Genomic DNA, 19,511 nt, shown 5'->3' on the forward strand with positions numbered 1-19,511 from the left:
ATCATACGACATCCTTACCAATCCCGCAATCTGAACAACTTAATTTATTTATTTTTATCACTATTTCTGTTAAAATCACTTCTTTTTACGTTACCCTAAAAGATGCCATAAAAAAACCTTCCTAAAGAAAGGAAGGTTTCAAGAACTTTATACTCTCACAAACGGGGTGTTTTTTAATCCTTCTAAAAACTCATCGAACTGCTTAAGGTCCATCTGCTGGGCATTATCGGATAATGCTACTGCTGGATCTGGATGAACTTCTGCCATAACCCCATCTGCCCCTATTGCAAGTGCAGCTTTGGCTGCTGGCAGCAACAAGTCTCTTCTGCCTGTAGAGTGGGTAACGTCTACCATGACTGGCAAATGTGTTTCCTTTTTCAAAATTGGCACTGCAGAGATATCAAGTGTATTCCTTGTGGCCCTTTCGTATGTCCGGATTCCACGCTCACAGAGAATGATCTGGCCATTGCCCTGTGACATGATATATTCTGCCGCATTAATGAACTCTTCAATTGTTGCGGCAAGTCCACGCTTAAGTAAAATAGGTTTATTTACAGCCCCTGCAGCTTTAAGGAGCTCGAAGTTTTGCATATTGCGTGCCCCGATTTGAATAACATCAAGGTAGTCGACAGCGATTTCGATATCGGCCGGCGTGACAATTTCACTAATGACGGCAAGATCATATTCATCTGCGACTCTCTTTAAGATTTTAAGTCCTTCTACCCCTAATCCTTGGAAGTCATAAGGTGAAGTCCGAGGCTTGAAAGCTCCGCCACGCAGCATCTTGAAGCCCTTCGCTTTAACTGCCTCAGCCACAGTCGCCACTTGTTCATATGATTCAACTGAGCAAGGACCGAAAACAAAGTCCGGTGTGCCATCGCCGATTTTCAAGCCCTTAATATCAATAATGGTATCCTCAGGCTTCTTCTTTCTCGAAACGAGAAGAGCTTTACGATGGTCATCCGATTGAAGCTCAAGGCCTGCCTTGAAAACTTCTTTAAAAATATGTTCAATTGTCGAATTCTCAAAAGGACCGTTATTTTTCTCCTTGATCAAATCAAGCATTTCCCTCTCACGCACAGGGTCATAACGGTAGACACCCTGAGTTTCTTTTGCACGGCCAATTTCCTGGACGAGCAGGGCTCTTTCATTAATTAATGATAGAAGCTCTAAATTCAATTCATCCACACGATTTCTAAGCTGATCAAGATTTTTACTCATTTTCTGTCCCGTCCTTTCGGAATACATTTTTGCCCTAACCCTAGGACCTTTCAAACAAAGAGATTCCAAACACTCTAACTGCACTCCCGAAATGTGTATAATCTGATTTGTTATAGCACCAGGATTATTATGATGCTTTTTTTAAAATCAGCTTTCTGCGGCTCTAGTCTAAAGCAATGTCATTACAAAGCCGATAAAAGAATAGAAGCCCGATGATATTATGCAGTTAATGTACTATGAATCAAGCTGTATAATATGATAAAGGTAATTATATCTGAAATGATTTGGATTGTCACGTAAAATTCTTTAATAATTAAACGCTTTTAAGTGATAAAGCATCGTATGAGAACTTAAGTTAGAGGGTGCATAAATTGCATGTGAATAATAAACTGTTTGCGTTAGATATAGGAACCAGGTCTGTTGTGGGAATCATCCTGGAGGAATCAGATGGACACTATAAAGCGATCGACATCATTGTGCGTGAACACAAGGAAAGGTCGATGCTGGACGGCCAAATCCATGATGTTTTGTCAGTATCCGAAATCATCACTGAAATCAAAGAGGCATTGGAAGCTTTACATGGCACCTTAAAAAAGGTCTGTGTTGCTGCAGCTGGCCGCGCCCTGAAAACAGAACAATCAAAGGCTGTAGCCGATATTTCCGGCAAGCCAATGTTTTCAAAGCAAGATATCCTCCATCTTGAATTAAGCGCAGTCCAGCAGGCACAAGCTGCCGTTGCTGGTGAAAAAAACAATGAGCATCACTATTATTGTGTCGGATACTCTGTACTTTATTACCAGCTTGATGGAGAAGAAATCGGCAGCCTGATTGATCAGCGTGGAAATGAAGCTTCTGTGGAAATCATTGCGACCTTTCTGCCAAAAGTAGTCGTTGAATCATTGCTATCCGCTTTGGACCGGGCTGGCCTTGAGATGGACGCACTTACTCTTGAACCGATTGCCGCTATCAATGTATTGATTCCTGCCTCAATGAGAAGATTGAATGTCGCTCTTGTTGATATAGGTGCAGGGACATCCGATATCGCTCTTACTGACTCTGGGACAGTAATTGCATATGGAATGGTGCCTGTAGCAGGGGATGAGATTACTGAAGCTGTTAGTGAAGAGTTTTTGCTTGACTTCCCTCTTGCTGAAAAAGCAAAGCGCGATTTGCTTGAAAATGAATCAATCTCGATCACAGACATACTTGGCTTTGAAACAACGATTAGCAAGGATGAAGCTGTTGAACGTATTGCCCCGGCGATTGATCGTTTGGCAGAAACAATCGGAGAGGAAATCCTGAGGTTGAATGGCAATAAATCTCCTAAAGCAGTCATGCTTGTTGGAGGCGGAAGTCTTACACCTGATCTGCCCAGGAGGCTTGCCACAAAGTTGAACCTGCCGGAAAACAGGGTCGCCATCCGTGGACTTGATGCAATCAACTCCGTTTCATTCGCTGATCATATAACCAAAGGCCCTGAACTTGTAACGCCAATCGGAATTGCCATTGCGGCAAAACAATCTCCTGTCCAATATCATACCGTGTATGTTAACGACCAGCCGGTAAGACTGTTCGAGGTCAACAAATTGACCGTGGGAGACTGCCTGCTCGCTGCCGGCATTAAAATGAACAAGCTTTACGGAAGGCCGGGCCTCGCTATGATTGTCAGCCTGAATGGCAAAAATGTGACTATACCAGGTAAGCATGGGCAGCAACCAGTATTGTTGAAAAACGGTTTACCTTGCACATTCGATGATCAGGTGGATGGAGGAGATAAACTAACTGTCCAAAAGGGAGAGGATGGAGTCAGACCGGAACTGACACTTGGTGACTTGATTGGAGAGCTTCCATCCAAAACCGTCATCATCGATGGCAAAAGGTATGAAGTAAGTGCAAAGTTAACCTGCAATAGTCTCCCTGCTTCGATGTCCCAGCCTGTTGCAGACAGGGGCGAAATTGTTTTTGTTATGCCAGACACAATTGAAGGCATTCTAAAGGAACTTAAACTCGCAGAACTGCTTAATGTCACTCGCCCATTTTTTATAAAGGTTGATGGAATAGAACACAAAATCATAGAGTTCTCGGGAAAAATTTATGTAAACGGATTGGCAGCAAACTTACAAAATAAAATTGACCATCTTGACGACATCCGTTTTGAAAAAGGAACGGAACCTACACTTAGAAGACTAGTAGAAATGCTGGGGATACCTGGTACTGATTGCATGCCGATATTCTTCAACGGCCAGCAAATCCAGCTCGAACAAGAAATAATGGAATTCACTCGCGGGGGCATTAAGCTTGGGATGGACGAACGCATACATAGCGGGGACCATATATCCACAAAACAAAAAGATGTTCAGCCATTTATCTTTCAGGACTTATTCAACTTTGCACAGTTTGAAATCCCAATGGACAGCCGCGGATTCACACTGTTGAAAAATGGAGAAAAAGCAGCGTTTGATGATCGACTTGCACCCGGTGATGAGCTGAATATAACCTTTGAAAGCCCAGTAGGCCTCAAGTAAAAAAACATCCTTTGTGGATGTTTTTTTACTTTACATTTTCTTCTTTAGCTCCCGCCAATGATTTTGAGGTGATTTTAAAATGGGAAGCATGCCATACAACGTCTGAATTCACAAATAAAATTGCCTGCGGTGATTCATGTTTAACATGAAATTTCTCAGCAATATGGTTGGATAGGTCACGTGAGTCCTGGACTGTTAGATAATATAGATTCTCGTTGCCAGCATTCTCGAACTTCGCGAATTCATCATATCCTGCCGAGCTAATTGGGCAGGTAGTGCTGTGCTTCAGCATGAAGAATGTTTCACCGGAATCGACAAGTTTGTCAAATTGTTCGATTGAATCAATCTTTTTCATCCTACTCTCTCCTTTTTAAGCCTCTTAACGGTAAAGTGTTGCTTTCCCTACTAACTTCCAGATTCAACACAGGCTTTTTTTATAAAAAAATAAACGGTGAAGTTATCTTACCACTTCACCGTTTCATTGACAAACTTACTGATTCAGCTTGTTTTCAGTATCATCGAAAGCTTTTTGCGTTTCTTCAAGCTTCTTTTGGATTTCTTCGCCAGTAGCAGTATGAGTGTTTTCCATTGAGCTTGTCTCTGCCATGGAAGTAGGCACTTCTTGAAGTTCTTCCTCGTCAACATCCGTGTTCTCTGAAGTATTGCCGCTCTTGTTCTTCATGTCCTTCACCTTGTTAACGATCGTAGAAGACTGCTGTGAAACAGTGTCTTTCAAGCCGCTTGCTTTCTCCTTCGCTACAGACGCAAGATCTGAACTCTTGTTCTTAAGTGAAGAAGTTTGCTCATTGAGCGATCCTCTTAACTCTTTTCCTGACTTAGGAGCAAGCAATAGTGCCGCCAGTGCCCCGGCAAGTCCGCCAACAATAGCTCCAGCCACAAAATCTCTGGAATTGTTGCTAGTCTCCCTCATCGATTCGTTTACATCATATTGGCTTTGTTCTCTGTTCATCATTCTATCTCCACCTTTCATTAATACCGAACACGTTCACGCTGCCTTGATACCATCTCTTCGCCTTCCAGCTGATGGTCAATCTTGGCTGTTTTTTTTGATTGCCACTTATCCTTCAACTCAAGGAATACGTTGCTCCATTGAACAACCTGAGAAATCTTGTCCTTATTTTTGTCAATCTGAAGATCCACCATTGTTTGGACATTATGAATAGATTGATTGAATCTCTGAACAGAATTTCCTACATCCTTCACAGCATTAACAACACCGTTCAAGCTCTCAGATTTTCTGGAAATATCGTCGGCCAAATTGTTAGTTTTATGCAGAAGTTCCGTTGTTTCACGAGTCACTCCATCCAACTGCTTCTCCAGCCCATCAAGTGTGCCTGATACACTGTCTAAAGTTGTTTGTAAGGATTTTAGAGTTTTGGATAGTGAGATTACCAAAACCAAGAATGCGATTGCTATAACAGCAACACTTAAATACAAAATAATTTCCACTGTTGAACACCTCCGTTAGCATATGTACATTTTACCCCGCAGCAAGCGACGTAAACCACCTTGTCTAATATGTATTTCAATATAAGCATACCCTTTTCCTTCCTGAATAAGAATATCTTTCTACAATTAAAAAATCCAGCAGAAAGTTCGAATGCGATGAGAGATCCGTAGACTTCAAAAGACATGATTTGAGTAAGTTACATATAGTTGAAACTAATTGATAGAAATGAAGGTACTACAGCATACTTGATCCAACCGGCTTCAATGGTGACCTCCTTTTCTATAAACTTGCTTTTTCGGGTGCCAATCAGCTTCATTGGCGACCTGCCTTTCCATACATTTGCTTTTTCGTGCTCCAATCAGCTTCATTGACGATCTAATATTCCATAAACTTACTATTTCGCTTCCTTACAATATTACTGCTTTTAAGATCCGTGACTCTAGTCTGAGCGATCACTTTCCAAGTAAAAAGAGCACAAATTCCGGCGTTTCGGTTACAATATGATTATGTGCTTTATTTTAAATACATAGGAGTGATATCGGTGAAAGACCCACGTATTCAAAAACTTGCAAAAAACCTTATCAATTACTCGGTCAAGCTGCAAAAAGGGGAGAAAGTCCTAATTGAAAACTTCGGACTTCAGCGGGAGCTTGTTACGGCTCTAGTGAAGGAAGCATACGAAGCAGGTGGATATCCATTTGTATCTTTGAAGGATCACCAGGTAGATCGTTCATTGCTTATGGGGGCCCAGCAGGAGCAATTTGACATGATTGCTGAATTTGAGGCAAATGTGATGAGTAAAATGGATGCGTACATCGGCCTTCGTTCTGGAGATAACATCAACGAGCATGCTGATGTTCCTGCAGACAAAATGAAGATTCATGGCAATACGATTGGCAAGAAAGTACATAGGGACATTCGCGTTCCAAAAACCAAATGGGTTGTCCTCCGTTACCCTAACTCAGCAATGGCACAGCTTGCAAAGATGAGTACGGAAGCCTTTGAAGATTTCTACTTCAACGTCTGCAACCTGGATTACGGAAAAATGGACAAGGCAATGGACAGCCTGGCAGATTTGATGAACCGTACAGACAAAGTAAGGATTACCGGTCCTGGGACAGACTTAAGCTTCTCAATCAAGGACATTCCCGCTGTAAAATGTGCGGGTGAGCTAAATATTCCTGATGGCGAGGTTTACACAGCACCTGTTCGTGATTCAGTGAATGGTGTGATTACCTACAATACACCTTCCCCTTACCAGGGATTCACTTATGAAAATGTGAAGCTGACTTTCAAGGATGGAAAAATCGTTGAGGCGACCGCAAATGATTCAGAGCGTATTAACAAGATTTTTGATACAGATGAAGGTGCACGTTATGTCGGAGAATTCGCAATTGGCGTGAATCCATATATCCTGCATCCAATGCAGGACATCCTGTTTGATGAAAAAATCGATGGAAGCTTCCATTTCACACCTGGTCAGTGCTATGACGATGCATTCAATGGCAACCATTCAAATATCCACTGGGATATGGTCAACATCCAGCGCCCTGAATACGGCGGTGGCGAGATTTATTTCGATGACGTACTAATTCGAAAAGATGGACGATTTGTCATTCCTGAACTCGAGGTTTTGAACCCTGAGAACCTTAAATAAGGAATATCTTGAGGACATATAAACAAAGGATGCGGACCTATTGGCCGCATCCTTTGTTATATCAGGGAGTATGAATTTTCTGCTTCGAGAATTGTCCAGCTGGGCTCCTAACTCCTCGAGACGCTTCGGTCATGCCAATGAAAGTCAAAGAACGACTTCACTTTCAGGCTCTCCAGCGCTTGTCGGAGTTGGGCAGTCGCCTCCGCTTTTCTTTATACCTGTAATTGTCTTTCATATGCTTCCTGGAACTTCTGGATATCACCGGCACCCATAAACAGGATGACGCCATTTCCATGCTCTTTCAGAAGTGATGTATCTTCCTCAGTAATGATTTCTGCGTTGTCGATTTTATCTTTTAAATCCGTAATCGAAAGCTTTCCATGAATCTCACGGGCAGAACCAAAGATTTCGCACAAATAAACCTTATCTGCTTTATTTAAGCTTTCTGCAAACTCACTCAGGAACGCTTGGGTCCTGGTAAAGGTGTGCGGCTGGAAAACCGCGACGATTTCACGGTCAGGATACTTCTGTTTCGCAGCTTCGATTGTTACTTTGATTTCTGTAGGATGATGCGCATAGTCATCAATGATCACCTGGTCTGCAACCTTCTTTTCGGAAAATCTTCTTTTCACGCCTTCGAACGTTTCAAGCTGGGTCTGGATGACCTTAGATTCGATATTCTCGTAATGGCATAAAGCGATAACAGCCAGCGAATTCAGGACATTATGGTCACCATAAGCCGGAATCGAGAACGTGTCATAGAATGTATTACGGACAAAAACATCGAACGTAGTACCCTCAGTTGACTTAACGATATTGCGTGCCTGGAAATCATTTTCTTCGCCAAATCCATAAAATACAACTGGTACCTTAGCCTGGATTTTTTGCAGCTGCTCATCGTCACCACATGCGAAAATACCCTTTTTAACTTGCCATGACATCTCTTGGAAAGCGGAGAAGACATCCTCAATATTGGCAAAGTAATCCGGGTGATCAAAGTCTATATTGGTCATGATCGCGTAATCAGGGAAATACGAAAGGAAATGGCGTCGATACTCACATGCTTCAAATACAAAGTATTGAGCATCTTTGTCACCTTTTCCAGTGCCATCGCCAATCAGGAACGATGTAGGCTTGGCGCCCCTCATCACATGCGCAAGCAATCCCGTAGTCGAAGTTTTCCCATGAGCCCCTGTAATCGCAACACTTGTAAAGTTTTGCATGAAATCACCCAGGAATCGGTGATATCTAATGATTGGAAGGCCAAGCTTCATTCCTTCCTGAATTTCCTCATGCGTATCCGGATAGGCATTGCCTGCAATAATCGTCATTCCAGGCTGTATATTTTCCTTATTAAACGGAAGGATCTTTATTCCAGATTTCTCAAGGGCTACCTGGGTAAAAAAGTGCTTATCATAATCGGAGCCCTGTACCTGATAATCCATATCATGGAGAACTTGAGCTAACGCACTCATTCCAGACCCCTTTATACCTACAAAATGGTAAATAGTCATATAAAGAACCTCCAACAACGTCTGTATGTAACACAGTATATGACAGATATCCTGATTTGCTCATTTCGCCTATTTCCAGTATAAAACTGTGCAAAATACAATGTGGATGGTATCTGTCTTTCATGTATTGAATCATTATAACATCATTACGATAAATAACACAGTTTCATTAAGAACCGTAATCATGGATAAAAGTACATTTTCCCTCTAGCAGATGCTTTTAAACTTCCAGAGGGAATTTTAATCTCTTTAAAATTCCACTTTTTCAAGACGCGGATTCGGCCTGAACTTTCTGCCTGACTTTGCCTGATGTTTCCCGTTCAACGTGACATTGTCGCCAGTAAAGCCAATTTTCAATTTTAAAAGGCTGCCGCCTACACCATACATGTCGACTGGTACATTTTGCTTTTCAAACTCCAAGATCCTTTTTTCACTGAAACCACCGCTCACGACAATTTTCACATGGTTAAAGCTTTCGTCATCAAGCGCTTTTCTTAGTGCAAAAATTAATTCTGCATTCACTCCTCGAGGATCGAATGTTCCAAGCAAATGCTGGTTGCGGAGGAAATACTGGTCGATTAGCGTACGGGAAGTATCAACCCTTACACCCTTCAGCTTTTCGCCAAATTCCCTTGCAACTTTCAATGAGTCAGTAATCGCATCATTATTATAATCGACAAGAGCGATCAAATCATCATTCGGAAAGGTTTCATGGTAAGCCTGGGTTGCGGCGACGATATCACCGTTGAACATCTGGATCAATGCATGCGGCATCGTACCCATCCCATGCTTGCCCCACCACTCATTCATCGCATGGGTGGCCTGGGCAGTTGCTCCTCCGATATAGGCTGCATAACCATCCCCAGCCTGTGTAGTATAGTGGTCGTCACGGTCTCCCATGAAAATAACCGGCTTTTGCTGACCTGAATAACTCGCTGCCTTCACGACATTATAAACATTCGTCGAGACAGAAGTTCTTCTTGCCAGGATGCCATCAATGATTCCCTCAAGATAACCAAAACTCTGGTAAGGTCCTGTAATGGTCAGGACTGTTTCAAATGGAGAGATTTTATCTCCATCCTTGAGCGAATGAATCTCCAGTTCTTCTGGACGATCTGCAAACGTTTTTACCAGGGCGATTACTTCATCTGTGCCGCACAAAACAGCTTCGTCCTTCTGGAAAAACTGCATCGTGATAATATTGTCTTCATGATATTTCTTTACAAGCTCTCGAGTTTTTAGAAAATACACAGCTGAAAACCAGCCATCACGAATCCTTTCATCAAACTTAAATGTATGATTGGTCAGACGGCTGATTTTCCCCTGCATTTTCAATTCGATTTCTTTCATCCAAAAAGCTCCTTCAATAAAACCCCAACATCTATAGTCATTTACCCTTATTATAAGTACATGCAAATAAAGAATACCATTTATTAATTGAATGTACTAGTTTCCTGGAGGGACTCAAGGTCAGCAGCAGTAATCAGGACATCCCTTGGCTTGCTGCCCTTTCCTTCAGAAATGAACCCTTGCTGCTCCATCATCTCAATCAGTCTGGCCGCCCGGTTATAGCCGATTTTAAAACGGCGCTGGACGCTTGAAGTTGAGGCGCCTCCCTGATCGATGACAAATTCACAGGCTTCATAGAAAAGCTCATCTTCGTCCTCAGTAACCTGAGCTTTCTTGAGTAGTTCATCCTGTTCAAATAAGTATTGCGGAGCCCTCTGCTCTCTGACAAATGCAACTATGTCATCAATTTCACTGTCCGTAACGAAGTTGCCCTGCAAACGGAATGGCTTTGATGAGCCATTTTCAAGGAACAACATATCCCCGCGGCCAAGAAGTTTTTCTGCCCCGCTAATATCAATGATCGTCCTTGAATCCACTTGTGAGGAAACAGAGAACGCAATCCTTGTAGGGACATTCGCTTTAATCAGTCCAGTGATGACGTCAACGGATGGACGCTGTGTCGCAATGATCAAATGGATGCCGCAGGCACGCGCTTTTTGGGCAATCCGGCAAATGGCCTCTTCGACATCGCCTGGAGCCATCATCATCAGGTCTGCCAATTCATCAATCACAATTACGATAAATGGCAGCTTATCAGAAAACCTTCGATGCTTCTCGGCAAGTTCATTGAACCTGTTTATATCACGGACTCCTGTGTGCGCGAATAATTCGTAACGACGCTCCATTTCCTCAACTGCCCACTTCAGCGAGGCTGTCGCTGCTTTTACATCAGTGATAACCGGACTAACGAGATGCGGAATTCGGTTATAAGGTGCCAATTCAACCATTTTCGGGTCAATCAGCAGCAGCTTCACCTCATCTGGATGTGCCTTGTAAAGCAAGCTGACCAGCATCGTATTGATGCAGACACTCTTTCCCGATCCCGTTGCACCGGCAATCAATCCGTGTGGCATCTTCTTCAGATCAGTGACGATTGGATTTCCGGCGATATCAAGTCCCAGAGCAACTGATAATGGAGATTCAAGCTCCATAAAACCTGCAGACTGTAAAATCTCACTTAATAATACCGGCCTGCTCGAATGGTTCGGCACTTCAATCCCGATTGTGTGCTTTCCTGGTATTGGTGCTTCGATTCTGATATCTTTAGCCGCTAAACTCAATTTTATGTCATCTGATAGATTGGTAATTTTATTGACTTTAACACCAGGTTCTGGCTGTACCTCAAAGCGGGTAACAGATGGTCCCTGAGTCACATTGACCACCCTTGCGCCTACATTAAAGTTCCTCAGTGTTTCATTCAACATATGCTCCTGCCCTGAAAGCCATTCAGGATCAGGCGCTTTGAACACAGGCGGGCTCAGCAGTTCCAGCGGCGGGAATTCGTATACCGCTGCCGGATGAACTTCGGGCTGTATGGCCTCTTCTCGATTATTCGAATCGACTTCTTCCCGTTCGAACCGATCGTTCATTTGTGCAGAAGAGGAATTTGCCTGTACTGACGCTATCTGTTTTTGTTCTTCACTTGATTTTGATGCAACAGCTTCCGGACTAACTCCAACCGAGAAATTGTCCTGCGCCGGTTGGTCCTCTTCCGGACTAGCTGTAACAGATAATGCTTTCTGCGGCATTTGGGTCTCCTCAGGACTTGCGGCAACAACTAAACTGTCCTGAGGAGCTTCAGCCACTTCCGGACTCGCTGCAAAAGTTAGTGTTCGTCCCGCGGATGGTTCTTCCTGTTGCATCGACAGAATATCTGAGCTGCTGCCTGTGGAGAATTCTTCTTCGCTCACTTGATTTTTCTGACCAGTAATAGCTAATGAGGACTCTTTAACATCATTATGAGTTTCGTTTTCTGACGCCCTGGACTGCTCCGATGAACTAGCCTTTTTTCCTTCAGTCATAAAAGAAGGATATTTAGACGTGTTGCGCTCTTCCCATTTTCTTTTGTCTTGCTTAAGCATGAGCACATTGAATGGAAGCTGCCTTTTGGGTTCTGCCGGCTTATCCTCTATTTTTAGGGAATCAGTGCTGTGCTCTGGCTCTGCCTTCTCAATAGAATCTTCCGTTCCCATGGTTTGGACTTTAGCAACATCGACAGGCTGAACATTCACCTCTTCTTGAGTTTGTTGAGAGTCGATTGCTTTTGTCTCTTCCTGGTTATTTTGAGATCCAATTGCTTCTGCCCCTTCTTGGATATGTTGAGATCCAATCGCTTCTGCATTTTCCTGGATATATCGAGATCCAAACGCTTCCGTCTCTTCCTGGCTATTTTGATAGCCGATTGTCCCTTTCCGGCTTTGTTGAGAGCCGATTGCTTCTGCCTCTCCTGAATTCTGCTCAAGCTCGGCTTCAGTTATCGTTTCTATTTGGGAATCCACACTACTATACTCTGGTACAGGCTCATTATTGAAAATAATATCCAGCGCCTCAGTTTCCAGGCCCATTTGTTCTACTTGTTCCTCGATTTCAGAGACCACAATATCCTGAGTTTCAGCAAGATCATCTTCTATGTATATTTCTTGCGTCAGTACCTCATCATGAACTTCTGTTGAAGCAGGACGTTCCTCTGGAGCTGGAACTGGCGAGTTAATGTTTAGATCGTTACTGATGGTTTGTTCAACTGGACTGTCCTGAATCTTTTCAAAACCAGTCAGTTCATATTCAACATCCTCCAGGTCCGTTTGAGTCTTAACTTTTCTGGGGGGCCTGTTAAATGCATAAATTGGAGACGGAATTTCGGTTGGCTTGAAAGGCTGGCGGAATTTCGGTCCGATGTCTTTTCGAGTTTCATAATGGAACTTCGTTGCAGGTTCCTCAGCTTTTTTAGGTTTGTATGGTCCTGCCGATTCCTTCGCAGGTTTGCGTCTGGATGTGCCCCTAGCATCCACAGCCGGATCACGTCGTGGATTTTGAAAGGAATCACTTTCAGACTGCCAGTCATTCGTAACCTTCAGTGAACCTTGCTCTTTGATAAACGGCTTAATTTCATCAACTTGGCTGACCTTTTCCGGACGCCCTTTTCTCGGCTTCGATTTTTCTGGAGCTGGCTTTTCATCCGGAATCAATGGAAAGCGAAAATGCCCTTTTGGATATTGGTATAATACCTTTGCTTCTATATCCCTTTTTTCATTTTGCTCTTTTTTTAATGGCTTTGAAACAGGTTGCTCCTGAACATTATCATCAAATTCATCTTCGTTTTGGAACATGGTAAAAATCTTTTTAATCCAACTCACTTTAAATCACTCTTTCTTTCGCATTTCATTATTATTTTAACAGTAAATCAATATTTTTCGAGATAAATTGAAAGAATGAGCATTTTTTAGGAGAAGAAATCTTCAATGACAATCAACTTTAGGCTCAGATATTTACAAAACATGACATCATATGTACATAAAGGAAAGTGCAAGCGCCTTGGTCAGCCCCGACAAGCGCTGGAGGGCCGACCGGTGAAGTCGTTCTTTGACTTCATTGTGCGGACCGAAATTGAAAAGTATAGCCGACTGTCCAGAAACGCAGAAACTGGAGACTCCGACAAAGAAGCGCTTTTTGCTTCTGCCGGCGGAGTTGAAGTTTCCGAAGTTTCTAGGAGGCGACACTAGACAATTCGAAAAGCGAAGGCGACTGCCCAACTCCGACAAGCGCTGGAGGCCTGACAGTGAAGTCGTTCTTTGAATTCATTGGCAGGACCGAAGCGCTCGAGGAGTTAGGAGCCGCAGCTAGACAAGCGACTCGAGCTGCTCATAGCTAACGCTTCTCGCAAGATACTCGAGGAAGCACTGTCAGGGATGAAAACTGGCTAGGCACTGGAACTAGACAATGGAAAAAAAGCCCGTTAATTCCGGGCTTTCGCTTCTTTTATTACTATTCCTTTTTAGTTTTACCTAAAATAAAGATTGGCTCCAATTCTCCATCTTCATATAGGAAGCTAAGGGCCGTAATTGGCACTCTTCCACTTGCAAAAAAGCTCATCGTCATCTGGGCCAATATATCATAACCTGTGTTATTTTCCACATCGGCAATGATCAAAACATCTTGATGGGGAACGGCCACAGTCATGGTTCCCTTCATCTTTTTCTTCATTTCATTCAAAAAACTTGTATTCAAAATCCTGCTGGCATCATAGCCGTCATTTGAATTGAGGAAATAAAATGTGTTATCAGCCACACGGTCCTCTTTTAATTTTACGGAGAGTGAACGGACATTGAACAAAGCCGTCTCACGGACCTGACCCGCTGACCAACCTTCTTTTTTCAATAGCTTCGAATCGATCAGCCTGTATGTAGTGCCTAAATCCAAAGCGTAATAAATCCTTGTTTCAGCTGTATGATCATCATATAGGAAAGGAATCCCTTCTTCCGCTTCCGATGGAAATGACGTTGAACGAATGACAGGGAAAATGTTTTTTTCTTTTCCTGACAGCTCGATCTGGCTCTCCATCGCATTCAAGCCTTCCGAGACATAATAGACAACCTCATCAATCGCTTTTTCCTTCTGATCCTGCCACTTGGCGACAATCCCAGGCAGGGCAATGGTGATGCCGCGGCCAGTATTTTTATTTTCAATTCTCAACTGATCCTTTTCACGGTCATAGGAAAAAGTCCGGTCAGGATGTTGAAGACGATTCTCCAGTTCTTTCCGCATTTTTCTGCTATCCATTGTCTTATCCCTCCATTTCTTCAGGAGTTTCTGCAACTCATTTTACATGAAATTTCCCTCCACCTCAAAAGATGGAGGGAAATAATTAGGCTAGGCCTTCAAGGAAGTTTTCGATTTCAGCCTGTGTCTTTCTATTCTTGCTGACAAAACGGCCAAGCTCTTTGCCATTGTCATAAGCAACAAAGCTTGGAATGCCGAATACATCCAGTTGGATGCAGAGATCGATGAAATCATCACGATCCACTGATACGAATCCGTATTCGCTGTATTTGCTTTCAATTTCAGGCAATACCGGCTCGATTACACGGCAATCCGGGCACCAGCCCGCAGTAAATAAAAATATATGTTTACCATCGTTTTTCAACGCTTCAAACTGTTCCATTGATTCCAAGTTTTTCATGACGAAACCTCCCGGGAAAATCTCATTGTACTTCACTTATTTTACCCATGCATTGTAAAAAAAGAAACTAATCTGATTTAAACTCTGTTAGCTAGGCTGGAGATAAAAAAAACGCCATCAAAATTGAATGGCGTCACTTTATTTTCACAGAGTTGGCTATTTTCATCATCGCTTCTGCATCTTCTCTGACATTCTCAGTTTCTGTAGTCAATTTGACGCCGCCAATCCCGACAATCAGCTGATAATGATCTTCTTTCAGCTTTTTGACAAGCAAATAACCAAATTTGCCATCTTTACTGAATGTCTCATTAGCGTCCCATTCCTTCTGCTGCTTCACAGTGGAATTATAAACGACTTTACTATTTTCTTTTTCATGCTGATTATAAAAAAGAATATATGTTTTTGATCCATCTTTGAGCAGTACATTATTAGGTGTTTCTTTTTCTACATTGACACCCGCCGGCAAGAAATAATCTATGTCTTTCGTACTATTGTTTGTTTTTTCTGGTTGACTTTCAAAAGTAGACGCAACTTCCTTTTTTATTTTAGACTTCTGTTCGGAAAATGAGGCAGAACAAGCGCTAAGCAGAAATACCCCCACTATAATTAGCCCAAATGCCCTTCTGAACTTTATCATACTTTTTTCCCCCTTGCTAAGGACTTAACCACTTCTTTTCTATCATACCTTTCTTGTTTGACGGGTGACAAGGCTTGTTGAGCATTTTTTGTTGAATTTTATGATATTTTTCAGAATTTTGTCGAAAAACCTTTCTTTATGGACTAATCTAGACCAATGTGAACCTACTTCGCGGGATGAAGATGGAAGTGACTTAGCTTTTCCTCCAACTCGCTTTCTTAGGCATCAATGATGTTCATTGTGACCTGTTCCTCCAAAATCCTAGAAACCGTGTAAAGAACAAAAAGCGCAAGCGCCTCGTTCAGCCCCGACAAGCGCTGCCCGCCTTGGCTGGCAGGTCTAGCACATCGTGTGCCACGGATGGCCGGCCGGTGAAGTCGTTCTTTGACTTCATTGGGCTGACCGAAATTGAAATGTATAGCCGACTGCTCAGAAACGCAGAAAGTGGAGACTCCGACAAAGAAGCGCTTTTTGCTTCTGCCGGCGCAGTTGAAGTTTGAGAGTTTCTAGGAGGCGACACTAGACAAATCGAAATGCGGAGGCGACTGCCCAACTCCGACAAGCGCTGGAGCTGGATTAAGACCCCCTACATGTAGTTATCCACAACTAAATAATTTTATAATTTCCTAAACAACAAAAAAAACAGCCATTAGACTGTCTTTTCTTTTTGCCCTCTTTGATATTCATATTGTCCGGCTAGCAGTTTCATGACATGTGTGAACATTTCGCTTCTGTTGATTTGTCCATTCGTGAAGATTCCTACGGCTCCTTCATTTTTGCGAACGTTTTGTTTTTTTGCATATTCATCCATTACCGGACCTAGTTCGGCACCCTTTAATAATTGCCGGGCAATTTCTTCGGGGAGTGGAATCCTTGCGCCACCGGCAATGATTGGCTCCATTCCTTTGACTGCCAGAGCACCCCAATTGCAAAGCATCAGTCCGTATGGAGTTTGCTGGACGCCACCCTCGAGGCCAATGCCGATATCAGCTTCAGCTCTTTCCGCTGCCTGTATGGCCCTGTTGACTGCCCCTTTGATTGTTTCCTCATCTGACATCGGCTGATCGCTCACACCTGATTCAGCATCAATAGAAACAATTTCATAATATGGATAATCTATGAACGCGTCCTTTACTGCGTTTATTTTTGCCGGATTCTTTGAACCTACTGCAACTCGCATAACCATTGCCACCTTCCGTCCATAAAAAAGGAGCAGTTTTTACCTGCCCCCTCACTTCTATTTTTATTAGCTATTATTCTTGATTGTTTCCACAGTAGTCTTATCTGCTGCTTTGACAAGCTTAATGAGCAGTTCCTTGGCTGCCGCATAGTCATCGACGTGGATCATGGATGCTGCAGTATGAATGTAGCGTGAGCAGATGCCGATTACCGCGCTTGGAATACCTTGATTGGAAGTGTGCACTCTTCCTGCATCTGTTCCACCCTGGGAAACGAAGTACTGGTAAGGAATATCATTCGTCTCTGCCATATCAAGGATGAATTCTCTCATGCCTCGGTGCGTGACCATTGAGCGGTCAAGGATTCTTAACAGAGTGCCTTTGCCAAGCTGGCCGAATTCGTTCTTATCACCTGACATATCATTAGCCGGACTTGCATCCAATGCAAAGAAGATGTCCGGGTCGATCATATTCGCCGCAGTCTGCGCGCCTCTTAAGCCGACCTCTTCCTGGACCGTAGCGCCTGAGTAAAGCATGTTTGGCAGCTGGATGTCCTCCGTTTCTTTTAAAAGCTCGATTGCCAGTCCGCAGCCATAGCGATTGTCCCAGGCTTTAGCAAGAATTTTCTTCTCATTTGCCATCGGAGTGAACGGGCAAATAGGTACGATTTGCTGGCCTGGTTTAATGCCGATCTTGATGGCATCTTCTTTATCATCTGCACCGATATCAATCAGCATGTTCTTGATTTCCATCGGCTTATTGCGTTTTGACTCATCCAAAAGATGAGGTGGAATCGAGCCGATCACACCTGTTATCGGTCCGTTGTTCGTGATGATCTGGACGCGCTGTGCCAAAAGAACCTGGCTCCACCAGCCTCCAAGCGTCTGGAATCTGATCATCCCGTTTTTCGTAATCGATGTAACCATGAAGCCAACTTCATCCATATGGCCAGCGACCATGATTTTCGGGCCGTTCGGGGCGCCTTTTTTCACGCCGAACACACTTCCCAATTTATCCTGAATCAGTTCATCGGAATACTGTTCTAATTGCTCGCGCATAAATTTGCGAACCGCATGCTCGTTGCCCGGAGCTCCAGGCAATTCTGTCAACGTTTTAAACAGGCTCAATGTTTGCTCGTTCATTTAACTTCTCCTTCTCACCAAAAATTTAGATTTACTAAAGATTATGTATTTATACATTCCATTTTACAGAACATTCATTATCCTTGCCAGTCTTAATCCTGTCATGCACGTTTTTTACAGTATTATTTCTTTGCTACACCTGAGTGATTTGTTATGATGAAGGTAACTTGAAATTCCATAATTAACCTTGGAGGTCCTTGACTATGAACTGGAGAGCCTTTTTCATTGGTGTTGGCGCCGGCCTGGCAGGTGCATATGCTGTAAAGGAACTTGCGTCACAAAAAGAAACCGTGTCAGCAGATAAAGTACTGAATCAAGCGAAGGCAGCGTTTAAAAAATCAGGGCCAATCAGCGGCTCATGGATCAATATGACAGCCGAACCTTATTCAAAACCACCGATTGAATACCAGGTATACAAAGGTGGAATCTCCCGCAATGTGGATGGCAGGGTTGAGCAATATGAGTTCATCGCTGACGCATCCACTGGAGCGATTCTCGATGCATATCCGTTAGACTAATTTGGGATGGAAATTCAGACCTGCATAGCGCAGGTCTATTTTTTTCTCTCAATCGTCTCTGTTATTTTACCATCCTGATCGAATTTAACTGCACGATATTCAGCATCATGGTAAAAAGTGAACCAGGCGTCCTTGCTGAATCCAAATTCAAGCCACTTCTTCTTGGCGAAAATCGAATCCATAGGATAATCGTCGTAAGCCATTACCCAAAGAGGGTTTTGATGAGCATGAGTAGGCATGATATCAGCCATGTGGACGACTGTCATCTCTTCATCCTCAATAATCAGGATTGAATGACCATCGCTATGGCCCCCGGTGTGGATCATTTTGATTGGACCAAATGACCATTCCTTCTCAAACGTCACAACCTGGTGTTCAATCCCTTGCCAGTTTTCTTTCCAGTATGTACTCTTGGACCTGATATTCGGATTTCGCATCTCATCCCACTCTACCTGGGAAGTAATGATTTTCGCGTTCGGGAAAACCGAAACAAGTTCTCCGCCTGCATCCTTCGTCAACCCGCAGGCATGGTCAAAATGCATGTGCGTCATCAATACGTAATCGATATCTTCAGTCGATAACCCCAATTGGTTCAGATCTGAATCCAGGCTTGATTCCTCAAGAACACCAAAATTACGTTTTTGCTTCTCATTCAGTTTTCCATTACCCATGCCGCTTTCAACAAGGAAATTCTTTCCTTCCGCCTGGATTAAAATTGGATCTGTGCGCAGCTCAATCTGGTTTTTGTCATTCACATCATATTTACGTGACCATAGCGGTTTCGGGACAACCCCGAACATCGCGCCACCATCAAGGTGTGTGACTCCGCCGTTCAGCCACTCCAGTCTAACATTCCGAAGCTCAAGCTTTTCCATATTGCATCCCCCTTTTTTATTTGATTGTAACACTCGGATTTTAAATTTTTAAATAATTCACCTCCCATTTTGATCACTACCATGGAAATATGGTCATTTTTCAGTAGCGATTCTATTTTATTGGCGGAGTTCACAACTTTATTGGCGAAAATTTGTTTTTATTGGCGATAATCAGATTTTATTGGCGAAAACAAATTTTTATTGGCCATTTTCATATATTTATTCGCGAACTGGAAAATATCGCGTA

General features: G+C 43.1%; 18 protein-coding genes. 5 read left to right on the top strand and 13 right to left on the bottom strand.

Going from position 1 to position 19,511, the window contains the following annotated elements; genetic code table 11:
• Positions 1-147: 147 nt before the first annotated feature.
• A complete protein-coding gene (locus tag DYI25_RS12460; protein WP_213369144.1) occupies positions 148-1,221 on the bottom strand; it encodes a bifunctional 3-deoxy-7-phosphoheptulonate synthase/chorismate mutase in 1,074 nt (357 codons plus the stop codon).
• A 371-nt stretch (positions 1,222-1,592) separates the two neighbouring features.
• Here DYI25_RS12460 and pilM point away from each other — a divergent pair, with 371 nt between their 5' ends.
• A complete protein-coding gene (gene pilM / locus DYI25_RS12465; protein WP_249745308.1) occupies positions 1,593-3,746 on the top strand; it encodes a cell division protein FtsA in 2,154 nt (717 codons plus the stop codon).
• A 25-nt stretch (positions 3,747-3,771) separates the two neighbouring features.
• Here pilM and ytxJ read toward each other — a convergent pair whose 3' ends face one another.
• The 3 genes from ytxJ to DYI25_RS12480 all read right to left on the bottom strand — a co-directional run bounded on the left by ytxJ (position 3,772) and on the right by DYI25_RS12480 (position 5,216).
• Entirely contained in the window at positions 3,772-4,101 is a 330-nt protein-coding gene (ytxJ, locus tag DYI25_RS12470) for a bacillithiol system redox-active protein YtxJ (RefSeq protein ID WP_213369146.1), read from the bottom strand.
• Positions 4,102-4,236: 135 nt separating this feature from the next.
• Complete coding sequence (locus DYI25_RS12475) at positions 4,237-4,719, bottom strand: YtxH domain-containing protein (protein ID WP_213369148.1); 483 nt, start codon at positions 4,717-4,719, stop codon at positions 4,237-4,239.
• 17 nt (positions 4,720-4,736) lie between these two features.
• Positions 4,737-5,216 carry a DUF948 domain-containing protein gene (locus tag DYI25_RS12480; RefSeq protein ID WP_213369150.1) on the bottom strand — a complete coding sequence of 160 codons (480 nt, stop codon included), beginning with the start codon at positions 5,214-5,216 and terminating at the stop codon, positions 4,737-4,739.
• Positions 5,217-5,758: 542 nt separating this feature from the next.
• Between DYI25_RS12480 and DYI25_RS12485 the strand changes: the two genes are divergently transcribed.
• Positions 5,759-6,874: an aminopeptidase gene (locus DYI25_RS12485; RefSeq protein ID WP_213369152.1), complete on the top strand. Its 1,116-nt coding sequence runs from the start codon at positions 5,759-5,761 to the stop codon at positions 6,872-6,874.
• Positions 6,875-7,086: 212 nt separating this feature from the next.
• Here the strand turns inward: DYI25_RS12485 and murC are convergent, their stop codons facing one another.
• The 3 genes from murC to DYI25_RS12500 all read right to left on the bottom strand — a co-directional run bounded on the left by murC (position 7,087) and on the right by DYI25_RS12500 (position 13,091).
• Positions 7,087-8,388: a UDP-N-acetylmuramate--L-alanine ligase gene (murC, locus tag DYI25_RS12490; protein WP_213369154.1), complete on the bottom strand. Its 1,302-nt coding sequence runs from the start codon at positions 8,386-8,388 to the stop codon at positions 7,087-7,089.
• Between the two features lie 249 nt (positions 8,389-8,637).
• The gene (locus tag DYI25_RS12495; RefSeq protein WP_213369155.1) at positions 8,638-9,738 is read right to left on the bottom strand and encodes a nicotinate phosphoribosyltransferase; all 1,101 of its coding nucleotides are present in this window, start codon (positions 9,736-9,738) and stop codon (positions 8,638-8,640) included.
• An 83-nt stretch (positions 9,739-9,821) separates the two neighbouring features.
• Positions 9,822-13,091, bottom strand: coding sequence for a DNA translocase FtsK (locus DYI25_RS12500; protein ID WP_213369156.1), 3,270 nt, complete (start codon positions 13,089-13,091; stop codon positions 9,822-9,824).
• A 213-nt stretch (positions 13,092-13,304) separates the two neighbouring features.
• Between DYI25_RS12500 and DYI25_RS12505 the strand changes: the two genes are divergently transcribed.
• A complete protein-coding gene (locus DYI25_RS12505; RefSeq protein ID WP_213369157.1) occupies positions 13,305-13,457 on the top strand; it encodes a hypothetical protein in 153 nt (50 codons plus the stop codon).
• A gap of 262 nt (positions 13,458-13,719) precedes the next feature.
• On the opposite strand, the gene DYI25_RS12510 is transcribed toward DYI25_RS12505, so the two are convergent.
• The 3 genes from DYI25_RS12510 to DYI25_RS12520 all read right to left on the bottom strand — a co-directional run bounded on the left by DYI25_RS12510 (position 13,720) and on the right by DYI25_RS12520 (position 15,551).
• Entirely contained in the window at positions 13,720-14,514 is a 795-nt protein-coding gene (locus tag DYI25_RS12510; RefSeq protein ID WP_213369158.1) for a DUF1444 domain-containing protein, read from the bottom strand.
• An 85-nt stretch (positions 14,515-14,599) separates the two neighbouring features.
• Positions 14,600-14,914 (bottom strand): thioredoxin family protein, encoded by a 315-nt coding sequence (locus tag DYI25_RS12515; protein WP_213369159.1) that lies wholly within the window; start codon positions 14,912-14,914, stop codon positions 14,600-14,602.
• 133 nt (positions 14,915-15,047) lie between these two features.
• Positions 15,048-15,551, bottom strand: a complete 504-nt coding sequence (locus tag DYI25_RS12520) for a hypothetical protein (RefSeq protein WP_213369160.1) — start codon at positions 15,549-15,551, stop codon at positions 15,048-15,050.
• Between the two features lie 371 nt (positions 15,552-15,922).
• On the opposite strand from DYI25_RS12520, the gene DYI25_RS22615 reads away from it, so the two are divergent.
• Entirely contained in the window at positions 15,923-16,051 is a 129-nt protein-coding gene (locus tag DYI25_RS22615) for a hypothetical protein (protein ID WP_274609501.1), read from the top strand.
• Positions 16,052-16,200: 149 nt separating this feature from the next.
• On the opposite strand, the gene DYI25_RS12525 is transcribed toward DYI25_RS22615, so the two are convergent.
• Together DYI25_RS12525 and DYI25_RS12530 are read right to left on the bottom strand one after the other, a co-directional pair.
• Positions 16,201-16,731 carry a DUF84 family protein gene (locus DYI25_RS12525; RefSeq protein WP_213369162.1) on the bottom strand — a complete coding sequence of 177 codons (531 nt, stop codon included), beginning with the start codon at positions 16,729-16,731 and terminating at the stop codon, positions 16,201-16,203.
• 66 nt (positions 16,732-16,797) lie between these two features.
• Positions 16,798-17,871 carry a M42 family metallopeptidase gene (locus DYI25_RS12530; protein WP_213369164.1) on the bottom strand — a complete coding sequence of 358 codons (1,074 nt, stop codon included), beginning with the start codon at positions 17,869-17,871 and terminating at the stop codon, positions 16,798-16,800.
• A 203-nt stretch (positions 17,872-18,074) separates the two neighbouring features.
• Between DYI25_RS12530 and DYI25_RS12535 the strand changes: the two genes are divergently transcribed.
• Positions 18,075-18,389: a PepSY domain-containing protein gene (locus DYI25_RS12535; protein ID WP_213369165.1), complete on the top strand. Its 315-nt coding sequence runs from the start codon at positions 18,075-18,077 to the stop codon at positions 18,387-18,389.
• 35 nt (positions 18,390-18,424) lie between these two features.
• On the opposite strand, the gene DYI25_RS12540 is transcribed toward DYI25_RS12535, so the two are convergent.
• Entirely contained in the window at positions 18,425-19,264 is an 840-nt protein-coding gene (locus DYI25_RS12540; protein ID WP_213369166.1) for a YtnP family quorum-quenching lactonase, read from the bottom strand.
• Between the last annotated feature and the right edge of the window lie 247 nt (positions 19,265-19,511).

The sequence above is a fragment of the Mesobacillus boroniphilus genome, assembly GCF_018424685.1.
GTDB classification, from domain to species: Bacteria; Bacillota; Bacilli; order Bacillales; family Cytobacillaceae; genus Mesobacillus; species Mesobacillus boroniphilus_A.

Excerpts from the sequence above, each read along its gene's own strand:
- DYI25_RS12460 (WP_213369144.1), bottom strand. The coding sequence starts at position 1,221 with ATGAGTAAAAATCTTGATCAGCTTAGAAATCGTGTGGATGAATTGAAT.
- ytxJ (WP_213369146.1), bottom strand. The coding sequence starts at position 4,101 with ATGAAAAAGATTGATTCAATCGAACAATTTGACAAACTTGTCGATTCC.
- DYI25_RS12475 (WP_213369148.1), bottom strand. The coding sequence starts at position 4,719 with ATGATGAACAGAGAACAAAGCCAATATGATGTAAACGAATCGATGAGG.
- murC (WP_213369154.1), bottom strand. The coding sequence starts at position 8,388 with ATGACTATTTACCATTTTGTAGGTATAAAGGGGTCTGGAATGAGTGCG.
- DYI25_RS12495 (WP_213369155.1), bottom strand. The coding sequence starts at position 9,738 with ATGAAAGAAATCGAATTGAAAATGCAGGGGAAAATCAGCCGTCTGACC.
- DYI25_RS12510 (WP_213369158.1), bottom strand. The coding sequence starts at position 14,514 with ATGGATAGCAGAAAAATGCGGAAAGAACTGGAGAATCGTCTTCAACAT.
- DYI25_RS12515 (WP_213369159.1), bottom strand. The coding sequence starts at position 14,914 with ATGAAAAACTTGGAATCAATGGAACAGTTTGAAGCGTTGAAAAACGAT.
- DYI25_RS12520 (WP_213369160.1), bottom strand. The coding sequence starts at position 15,551 with ATGATAAAGTTCAGAAGGGCATTTGGGCTAATTATAGTGGGGGTATTT.
- DYI25_RS12525 (WP_213369162.1), bottom strand. The coding sequence starts at position 16,731 with ATGCGAGTTGCAGTAGGTTCAAAGAATCCGGCAAAAATAAACGCAGTA.
- DYI25_RS12530 (WP_213369164.1), bottom strand. The coding sequence starts at position 17,871 with ATGAACGAGCAAACATTGAGCCTGTTTAAAACGTTGACAGAATTGCCT.
- DYI25_RS12535 (WP_213369165.1), top strand. The coding sequence starts at position 18,075 with ATGAACTGGAGAGCCTTTTTCATTGGTGTTGGCGCCGGCCTGGCAGGT.
- DYI25_RS12540 (WP_213369166.1), bottom strand. The coding sequence starts at position 19,264 with ATGGAAAAGCTTGAGCTTCGGAATGTTAGACTGGAGTGGCTGAACGGC.